We start from the raw sequence: 8,913 nt of genomic DNA, 5'->3' as shown, positions 1-8,913 counted from the left end.
AGCCAAGAAATTGGTATTTGCCCGCCGCCGACGAAGTGCGCCCGGCATTCGGCCCGGTTTGGATGCGCACCGCCTGATTGGGATGGCGGGAGAAATCATCGAACTTCCCGCCTCCATAGATGACGTCATACCGGCCCCCGCTTTCGGGTCCGGAAATCGTGTTGAGCAATGCCTTCTGATAGGGCGTCGCATCGGTCCACGCGAGCTGATCACCGCCATAGTCGGCGGCAGCGCCGGCTGAGGCTGAAGCAGCAGCATCGCTTCCGGTCGCCGAGGGTGCCGCCGGGAAGGAACCGGCATTGAGCAGATCGCCAAACGTCGATTTCGCCCCTGCCTGGCCGGCCTGCTCTGCCGTATCAGCGCGCCGGTTGAGAACGTTCATGACGATGCCGTCGCCAAGCGCGTTCAGACCCTCGCCGAGGTTGCGCGGGGTGCGCGACGAAGACATGAGCGCTTCGACAACGGCGCGCTGCTTGGCGACAGATGCCGGCGTTTCCTTGCTGGCATCGAAGATGAAGGACAAGGCCATTGATCAGGCTCCCAGCGACAATGCTTTGCCGTAATCGACCTGGCGATAGCCGTCAGGTCGGCGCGAGACGGCATCCGGGCGGACCTGTTCGACTTCGCTAGCCATGAGGCCGAGACGCATCGGCGCGTCTTTCGCCTCACCCTTGTAGTGGAATTTCCACAGGCCCATTTCCGGCGTGATGTCGGCAAGGCGTTCCTTGTCCTTTTTGGCATCGTCGTCGGACAGGCCGATCAGCTTGCTGCCGAGGCCGAACAGACCACCAATCAGGCTGTTGGACTGAGCCGCTTCCTGATTGTAGTTGTTCATTTTCTGCTGATAGTTCGTGTTGATCAGGCCGGCGACATCCGTGGTCGGAATGTTGCTCTGATTGTACCCAGCCGCCTGCGGATTGGACACCTGAGAGCCCGACAGCAGCGCCGTGATTTCGTTGATCGGCTGGTTTCGGATCGCCTGGGCTTCCGAGAATGCCTGCCCATGCCCAGTCAAGATCAGTTGGTTGAGAGCGTCGTTCGCGTTCTGGCCTTGCTGGGTCATGGCGCGATCATAGGCCGACGAGCCCTGCTTGATGCCCTGGTTGGCCAGCCTGGTCGACAGAGCGTCGGACTGCTGGGCAAGGATCGGGTCGAGGCGTTCGCGGCCGAGCTGCAGCAACCGGGATTCGGTCGCATCATTCGAGCCGTCGAAGGGCTTGGCCATATAGTCGTTGAGGAACGACGACTGTGTATTGGCCAGCGTGCCGAGGTTCAGCTGGGCGGCGTCGGTCTGGCTCTTGATGGCCTTCTGGGCGTCGGAAAGCGTCGTCGTCGCGGTGAAGCGCGGGATATCGTAGGACTGCCCCGTATAGGGGTCTTTCCACGTATAGCTGCCGGTTCGATCATAGTTGATCGTCCCGTCAGGCGTGACCTGATTTGCGTTGTTCAGATAGGAATTGGCGATGGCCGTGCCGACATTGGTGGATGTCGAGGCCGCCGAGGTTTCCTTGGGATCTGGCGGTTCAGGTGCTGAGGGTTTGCCCATAAATTTTCCTCGTGAACTTGCTGTTTCGCCAGTCGTCGTCAGTCAGGGTGAAAACGAACCCGTCTTCGTCCCGGCCGCGCATGCGTTTGATGAGGTAAGGAGTAAAGCCGAAGGCCTTCGCGATCCGCACCATGCGCTCGTTCTTGGCCGACACCTGAAGAACGACCATCTGGCAACCGATCTGGTCGAACGGATAGGAAAACATCATGTGACGGACGTTGGCCGCCAGCCATCGCGCCGTGGTTGACGCGCTCGAAATCTGGATCAGGCCCGGTCCCGGTTGCCAGTCGTGAAACACCATGCCGGCGACCAGCTTGTCATCATCATCAAGGACGCCGATCGCCTTGCACTTCCCGAATCCTGCTTCACAGCCTGGCGTAAGATCGACGACGAATTGCGCCACCGCCTCGTCATGCCCGAAAAGCAGTCTCAAACGACGACATCCCCGACTTCATAGGTCATGTCGATCGCGACCAGTTCGGCATCGGGCGTCGGCGTCACGCCGCACGTGACCTGAAGCTGCCAGGCAATGGAAAAGCCGGATTGCCCGACGGAAGTCCACTTTGTCGAAACCGTCTTGGTGGTGCCGGCATCCCATAGCGCGACATCCCAAAGACCCGTGTCCCATTCGTCGAGGGTGACATCGTCGGCGACGGATGCCGGAGGCGACGGCAACGACACCTGATAGTTCGTCGAAACGGACAGCTTGGCGAGGAATTTGCGACTGGCCAGGAAGACCGTCCGAGCCATGTGGATGATCTTGTCTCGGGCCGGCGCCTTCAGGTGATCGAACAGGCCGACGGCGGTGGCGGTGTACGGCATGCCGTCATCATTGCCGCCGACCTCGCATTGCATGATCTTGCCGTCCGACGTGCCGAAATAGGCGCGGCCGTCGTGCAGGGCCAGGCAGCGGGTATCCCATCCGGTGTAGTCGGACCAAGCGCCGGTCTGGAGGTTGACCACGAAGCATTTCTTGTCCTGACCGCTGTCAGCCGGAAGTGAGACAATCCCCATGTTGAACAATGGCCATTTCAGGAACTCCCACGGCAGTTGCGTGCGCGAAGCCGCTTCAGCCCTCCAATCCGGTTCGATGTTGCGCGATACGCTGATCAGCGCCAGCGCGGCGCGGTCCTTCTGGATCGCCTGCGATATCGGGATGATCCCGTCGTCCATGGCAATGAGCAATTCGCCACCGGCCTGCATCGTGGCGCGCGGCCCACGCGGCGGCGACATGTCATAGCGACCGACGAGCGACCAGTTATTCGGGTCGCCGGGGTCTGATCCCTCATACACCGCGACCTCGCCGCGATCCGAGAAGAAGACGCATTTGTCGTCGACGCCATCGCCGGCATCGAGCGACCAGGTGCCACCGAACAGAAGCGAGCCACCTTTCTGGAAAACACCGGCAAGGGAGAAATCAGCCGCGGTGCCAGCGATGGTGTCGACGGGAAGATACCAGGCGACCATCGTGCCCTTCTGGACGAAGAATTCGCGGTTTCGATAGGTCCAGACGAACGACAATTTATTGGTGAGGATGCCAACGCCGAGGTTGGCCACCGTCGTCCATGCAGTGCCATCGAACTGGCGCATGCTGTCGGTGCCATTGACGGCTGTCAGAAAGTCGCCGCCGGCCGTCTCGTATTGGACATAGGAAAAATATCCGCTGGTGAGGCCCGACACCACCGGAGCGGGCGGAATGGTCGGGCTTGCCGGCGCGGTGACATCGAAGATTTTCGAGCCGTCGCAGGCGAACATGAATTTCCCGGCCGACGCGTCATAGGTCAGCATGCTGACAACCGGGATTGTGCCGATCGTCGCCTGTTTCTTGCTGCCGCCACGCAACCGGATGCCGGTGCTGGTGACGAACCAGTTTTCAAGCACCTTGGCACCCTGCGGCTTGGCTGCCGCAAGGTTCTCATTCGAAATCCTGCCCCGGATCGGCGCCGGGAACGTCGTCGTGCTGTGGTGCTGCTGTGCACCAGCCGCGACGGGCACGCGCCGGAAACCGGCCCTCATGGAACGATCACCCCAGGATAGGCAATATTGGCATCGATCGACGAGCGGCGGCGACCGACAGCGAGGATATTGGAACCCTTGTCAGCGCCGGCAGACACCGCCAGCGCATCCTCATAGGTCGCCATGTCTTCGGCATAGGCGCGACCCTTGTTGGCCTTCCACTGCCAGATCATGCCGAGCTTCAGCACGCGTTCATCGAGGCGGAAAACGTCATCGTCAGCGGTGAACGCGACCTTCGCGACCCCATCCTTGTCCCTGATGATCTTGTTCGTAAGGTAGTAGAATTGCGCGGTGGCGAGGCTGGGAATCGCCGGCTTGATCAGCACTTGCTCGCCGATCATCGTCCAGGCGCCGACAAGGTTCTGGAAATTCTGCACCGTGATGCCAAGCCACTGGTCACTGTCGGGGTAATGCGTGAACGGCGCGTAAGGGCTTGCGGACGGCCATAGCGCGGCCTTTTTCAGCATACGCTTGTAGTCGCCGGGAAGATCGAAGCTTTGGGCCGTGCCGTCGCCGGTCAGGGTGCCGAGCACCTTCAACTTGGTCCAGTCCCGGCCGTCGAAAGCGATCCTCTGCGCCATCTCGTTGGCGAGCGACTTCAGTTCGACCAATTCCCGGTCGCTCTGAGAAAAGACAGATGTCGGCACGGTCAACCCAATGACCGTGCAAGCATCCTGAATGACATCGAGGATCGCCATGATGGATCAGTCCACCATCGCCAGTTCCTTGGCCGCAGCGACCAAGGTATCGCGGTTCGGATTGCCGCGCGGACGACTGCCGGTCTCCTTGGCGATGTAGACCTTCAGGGCCTCTTCATCCATCGCCTCGATCTCTTCGACCGTCGGCGGGATGCCGTGATCCTGCTCCTCCTCTTCGTCGGGGCTGGGCTGCTCGTCGTCCTGCTGTCCGGGTTCATCGGCAGGCGCGGCGGCACCCTTCACGGGCTTGCCGTTCTGCATGAACTCTTCGCGCAGCCGGCGTTCTTCGTTCAACTGCTGAGTGAGAGCCGCGACCTGGGCCGCAAGGTTCGTCACGTCGGCGCTGCCGGCCGCATTGTCGAGATAGGCCTGTGCCTGGTTCTTCAGTTCGCGGCCGCCCATGCCGAGTTGCTTCAGCGGGGTGCCATCGAGCGATGCCAGCTGCTCGACGGTGTGCACGCCAAGGGCCTTCAGTTCGCGGCGCTTGCCTTCCTTCAGGAAAGGCGCTTCGGAAAGCGGCGTGCCTGACAGCGGCTGCGCATTGCCATCTTTGAAGGCCAGATACTGCTTGTTGTAGAGCTGCGCATAGGTGACGACACTGCCGCCCGCTGCAATGCTCTCGCGGGTGGCGTTGGGCTCGGCATCGTGCGCCGGATAGGTCGCCTTCGTCTGGCGGTTCGCCGGGAACGATAGGTCACAGACTTCCATGTCGTGGAAGATCGGCCGGCCGGCTTTGCGGCTGGCATTTTCGTCGGGGATCACGTGGTTGCGGAATGTGACGTTGACGGTGTTCTGGTTCGCGCTCATCGGCGGAAACTCCTGTCTGAGAGGGTGCAAAGAAAAACGGGAGCCGAAGCCCCCGTTTCAATGTCGTCGTGTGTGGCCTGGTTACGCGGCCAGACCGTCGTCGGCGAACGGACGATCGATCTCGAACTCGGCGAGACCGGCGGCCGGCACACCGACCGCAGACGCGCCCTTGGCATTCTTGACGCGGTCGCCTGCAACAACGGCATCGTCAACGCTGCCGGGTGTGACCGTGGCGTAGACGTTGGCATTGTCGAGGAAGCCGGCCAGAGCCTTGCCGATGGCCTTGCCCTTGATCTGGTACCAGCCGAATTGCCCGTTGATATTCGCGGACATTGCGACGGCAACAGAGCCGATCATGTCGGGGCCGAGCAGCACCGTGGACCAGTCGTCGGGGTTGTAAACCACCCACGAACCGACGGCGGTGCTGGCAACACCTGCCAGATAGATGAACTCGCCGACGCCATAGACGGGATCCTGCGCCCGGATGACGTCGCCGAGCCAAGGGCCGGGAGTAGAACGCCCGGCCGCATTCGAGGCCGGAAGCGTTGCAGCGATCGGCGGGAAGCCGAGGTTCGGAGTGTGAGGAACGTAAGCCATTTTCTGTCCTCCTTACGCAGCCGGGTTGCTGTCGATGAGCTTCCACTGGAACAGCGGATTGGTCATCGTCAGTTCGCCCATGAAGCCGATGTACTGGACATTCGCGTCCTGATTGATCGGCATGAGCGTCTTGCCGATCTTGTTGAAGTTGCGTTCCGGGTGGTAACGGACCCACAGGTTGTCCGTGTCCAGGCCATACGTGGTGTTCACCGGCATGTTGGAACCGATGCCGCCCTCCTGAACGATTTCAGCCGAGCGACCGGCGCCGAAATACTTCAGCGACGTGAAGCCGAGCTTGCCCAGGCTGGAGGTATCGTTGACGCGCTGGATTGCCACGGTGGCCGCGTCATAGGCCGCGTAATGCTCCGGCGACATGAGCAGAAGGTCGGCGGCTTTGGTGCCGCGTGAACGCTGCGTCATGATCGAGTTGAGCATCGGGCGGATGGTGGTCGCGGTGACCTGCGTTCCGATGGCCGGGAAGGCAGAATTCGCATCGAACACCGAAGTGCGCCAGATCGGGTTAAGGCCGCGATCGATACCGGCATAGGTGCCGGAGTTGACCACGGTCGGAACGGCCAGCTGCATGCCACCCAGTTCCTTGCCGCCGAAGCGGGTGCCGTTGCCGTGCAGCGAAATGTCGAACTCGTCTTCAAGTTCGCCTTCCGCAGCCGCGATATGCGACTCCAGAATATCCATGAGCTGGTTTTCGCCGTCGTTGTTGAGGATGTCCTCATTGGCGAGAGTGACGGCGACTGCCACCATTTTCGGGGAGTATTCGGCGTCGTTGAACAGTTCGGCCGGAACCGGGTTCAGGAAGTCGAAGCCGTTATACCAGACCGCCGATCCGGTCTTGGCGTACAGGAGCCGTTCGCGGATTTTCGGGCCGGAATACTCCTTGAACTTGCCCTTGCGCTTGAGCACGTTGAGCAAGGCGTTGGAATTGGAGACAAGGTCCTGGTAGCCCTGAGAGCGATCCTCAAGGGCCAGGGACAGAATCTCCTGGTTCTTTTCTACGGAAGTAAGAGCCATGTGGCCCTCCTATGTTCGGATCATCCGGCCTGAGCTACAGCCCGCCGGAGCGAATCCTTGATTGAGGTTGAAGCTCGCTTCGTCGCTGGGTCTGAGCCAGCCGAGGGCGCGCCTGATACGGATTTCTGGCCCTTCAGGGTCTGAGCCTGGGGGTCGGGAGCGGTGCGCGTCTGAGGCGCTGCTGAAACTGTTGTGGTCGAGCCTGCCGGGTCCGGGTTGAGCCGTTCTGCCAGTGCATAGGCTTCGGCCAGATCGGTGGTCTTGCCCGATTTGAGGAAGAACGCGATGTCTTCCGCCAGATCGTCGAACCGAGGGTGATCGGCCTTGAATTTCTCGACTTGGGCCTCAATGCCGGCGACGTGCTGGTTCTGAATCGTCGTGGTGACGCCGCCGATGCTCTGCTGAAGCTGTGTGACCTGCTGGCGAAGCTCGCGGATCGTGGCGTCGTTCTGCCCTTGGACCTCATCGGGCCGTTGCCCGGCCACATGGGCGGCCAATTGGCGAAGCGAGATCCCCGCATAGTCGCAAACTTGCTGAATGCCTTTAATCGGATCGGAAATCAGCGTCCGCTCCAGGTTGGTGTAGCGGGTCATTGCATCGCGCAGCGAGGTATTGTTGCGCTTTGCCAGTTCGTCAAAGTCACGGACCTTTTCGAACTCCTCGGCCGACACGCGATGTTTTTCGATGCCGGCTTCCAATTCGCGGAACGACCGGTGAACCGCTGCCTTGACCGGTTCGGGTGCCTTCTCCCATTCGGCCATCGCTGCGACATCGCTCTTGAAGCGTGCCGGTGCTTCGTGGTGGCCTTGGGCAGCGGGCTTGCCCGGCTCCGCCTTTACGGTCTCTGCGGGCTTGGCGGGCTGCTGTGTCGCGTCCTTGGCCGGCTTGGGATCGGGAAGCGTTTTATCGGCCGCTGCCTTATCAGTGAGCTTCTCGCCCGGCTTGGGCTGGCTCTGGACCGGCGCGGCTTTCTTGTCGGGATCGGCCTCGCCGGCCTTCTCCTTTTCGGCCACCTTGTCGGCCGCTGCCTTCAGTGCTTCACGAGCGGTCGGCGTCTTCTTCGCCTCCGGCTCGGGCTTGGCCTCGACCGTCTTGGGATCGGTGCTGATTGGGTTTGGCGTCGTCGACACGTCATCGGCGGCAACAGCAGAGGTATCGGCGGGCGCCGAGGCGCCTCCGTTCAAGTCTTCCATGTGGATTGCTCCGTCTGAGGGATTGCTAAGGGGTGGAACGCTCGCCGCGGTTAACTCGAGCCGTGGCCTTCTCGATGGTGGTTCTGATCGCCTGGCGATCGATCTTCGGACGCTTGCGCGGGCGAAGCCTTGCCGGATCGTTCCCGACTTCCTCCAGCCCAGCGGCGCGATAGGTGGCGCGCAGAGCCGATTTCGAGGTGTAGAATTTCCCGTCGTGCATCGACCGGACTTCGGACATGGTGTCCGAATTGATCATCGGTGCCGGTAGCGCCGAACGCTTCGGCTTGGCAGTCTCGATCTTGCGGAAAACCTGCCGGCCGGGGCCGATATCGATCCATGAATAGCCCAGCATGAGGTCTCACTTTGTTCGGAGTGGAACGGGGGGGACGGTCGTTCGTTGATCCGCTGCAATTGTGGGCGGACGGGCAATGGAACCTAACAAGACGACGCTTGAGCGTGCTTTCGAACTCGCCAGATCAGGAGATTGCGCTGACTTCGCGCAGATAAAGGCGAAACTGCGCGCTGAACGCTATGATCTCGCCCAGTTGGAGGGCGGGATGCTCCGCAAGCAACTCAATGAAATTTGCCAGCAGGCGAGAGCCTCTGACGATAAGTAGGTCTTCAGGTGCATGCCCGAATTAGGAAGGCGTGTTTTGCCTCATGCCGCCAACAGCAGGATTGCCAACATCTCGTCTTCATCGTCGGCCTCGACGACCGGCCGAGGCATCGAATTCGCGACCAAAGCGGCCACGAGGGCGGCATAGTCTTTTGGTGCCAGCACCGGCTCATCAAGAGGCGCTTCCGGCTCTTGCTCCGGGGTCTCCGGCTCGACTTCGCCGTTCGCCTTCCGCCTGGCCTTCGCCAGCGTTTCGCGGAGCCGTTCCGCCTTCTGGCGGTGCTCTTCCCAAGCCTCGGAACTTGGCTTTCCGTCGTGTCCGTCGTCGATGATGACGGGAAGCGCGTTACCGCCTGGCCCGAAATAGCGATTGGCGAAATATCGGGCGCCGAAATACCGATCGCCGAACAT

General features: G+C 61.3%; 11 protein-coding genes. 1 reads left to right on the top strand and 10 read right to left on the bottom strand.

Annotated elements, in window-relative coordinates:
* Positions 1–532 precede the first annotated feature (532 nt).
* The 9 genes from EOB59_RS03340 to EOB59_RS03300 all read right to left on the bottom strand — a co-directional run bounded on the left by EOB59_RS03340 (position 533) and on the right by EOB59_RS03300 (position 8,238).
* Positions 533–1,546, bottom strand: a complete 1,014-nt coding sequence (locus EOB59_RS03340; RefSeq protein ID WP_128287651.1) for a hypothetical protein — start codon at positions 1,544–1,546, stop codon at positions 533–535.
* Positions 1,524–1,979: a GNAT family protein gene (locus EOB59_RS03335; protein WP_245486517.1), complete on the bottom strand. Its 456-nt coding sequence runs from the start codon at positions 1,977–1,979 to the stop codon at positions 1,524–1,526. The genes EOB59_RS03340 and EOB59_RS03335 overlap by 23 nt, the downstream gene beginning before the upstream one ends.
* Complete coding sequence (locus EOB59_RS03330; protein ID WP_128287650.1) at positions 1,976–3,562, bottom strand: hypothetical protein; 1,587 nt, start codon at positions 3,560–3,562, stop codon at positions 1,976–1,978. Before EOB59_RS03330 ends, EOB59_RS03335 begins: the two co-directional genes overlap by 4 nt.
* Entirely contained in the window at positions 3,559–4,260 is a 702-nt protein-coding gene (locus tag EOB59_RS03325) for a hypothetical protein (protein ID WP_128287649.1), read from the bottom strand. Before EOB59_RS03325 ends, EOB59_RS03330 begins: the two co-directional genes overlap by 4 nt.
* Positions 4,261–4,266: 6 nt before the next feature.
* The gene (locus tag EOB59_RS03320) at positions 4,267–5,067 is read right to left on the bottom strand and encodes a hypothetical protein (protein ID WP_128287648.1); all 801 of its coding nucleotides are present in this window, start codon (positions 5,065–5,067) and stop codon (positions 4,267–4,269) included.
* Between the two features lie 81 nt (positions 5,068–5,148).
* Positions 5,149–5,664, bottom strand: a complete 516-nt coding sequence (locus EOB59_RS03315) for a hypothetical protein (RefSeq protein WP_128287647.1) — start codon at positions 5,662–5,664, stop codon at positions 5,149–5,151.
* Positions 5,665–5,676: 12 nt separating this feature from the next.
* Positions 5,677–6,693, bottom strand: a complete 1,017-nt coding sequence (locus EOB59_RS03310) for a phage major capsid protein (RefSeq protein WP_128287646.1) — start codon at positions 6,691–6,693, stop codon at positions 5,677–5,679.
* Positions 6,694–6,713: 20 nt separating this feature from the next.
* Positions 6,714–7,877: a hypothetical protein gene (locus EOB59_RS03305; protein WP_128287645.1), complete on the bottom strand. Its 1,164-nt coding sequence runs from the start codon at positions 7,875–7,877 to the stop codon at positions 6,714–6,716.
* 34 nt (positions 7,878–7,911) lie between these two features.
* On the bottom strand, positions 7,912–8,238 hold the full coding sequence (locus EOB59_RS03300) for a hypothetical protein (RefSeq protein WP_128287644.1): 327 nt from the start codon (positions 8,236–8,238) through the stop codon (positions 7,912–7,914).
* 76 nt (positions 8,239–8,314) lie between these two features.
* Between EOB59_RS03300 and EOB59_RS03295 the strand changes: the two genes are divergently transcribed.
* The gene (locus tag EOB59_RS03295; RefSeq protein WP_128287643.1) at positions 8,315–8,503 is read left to right on the top strand and encodes a hypothetical protein; all 189 of its coding nucleotides are present in this window, start codon (positions 8,315–8,317) and stop codon (positions 8,501–8,503) included.
* Between the two features lie 41 nt (positions 8,504–8,544).
* Here EOB59_RS03295 and EOB59_RS03290 read toward each other — a convergent pair whose 3' ends face one another.
* A complete protein-coding gene (locus EOB59_RS03290) occupies positions 8,545–8,913 on the bottom strand; it encodes a hypothetical protein (protein WP_128287642.1) in 369 nt (122 codons plus the stop codon).

The organism is Mesorhizobium sp. M7A.F.Ca.MR.176.00.0.0, from assembly GCF_004023165.1.
Lineage (GTDB): Bacteria > Pseudomonadota > Alphaproteobacteria > Rhizobiales > Rhizobiaceae > Mesorhizobium.
Note: the sequence above shows the minus strand (reverse complement) of the source record. Positions and strands in the feature narration are given on the sequence as shown.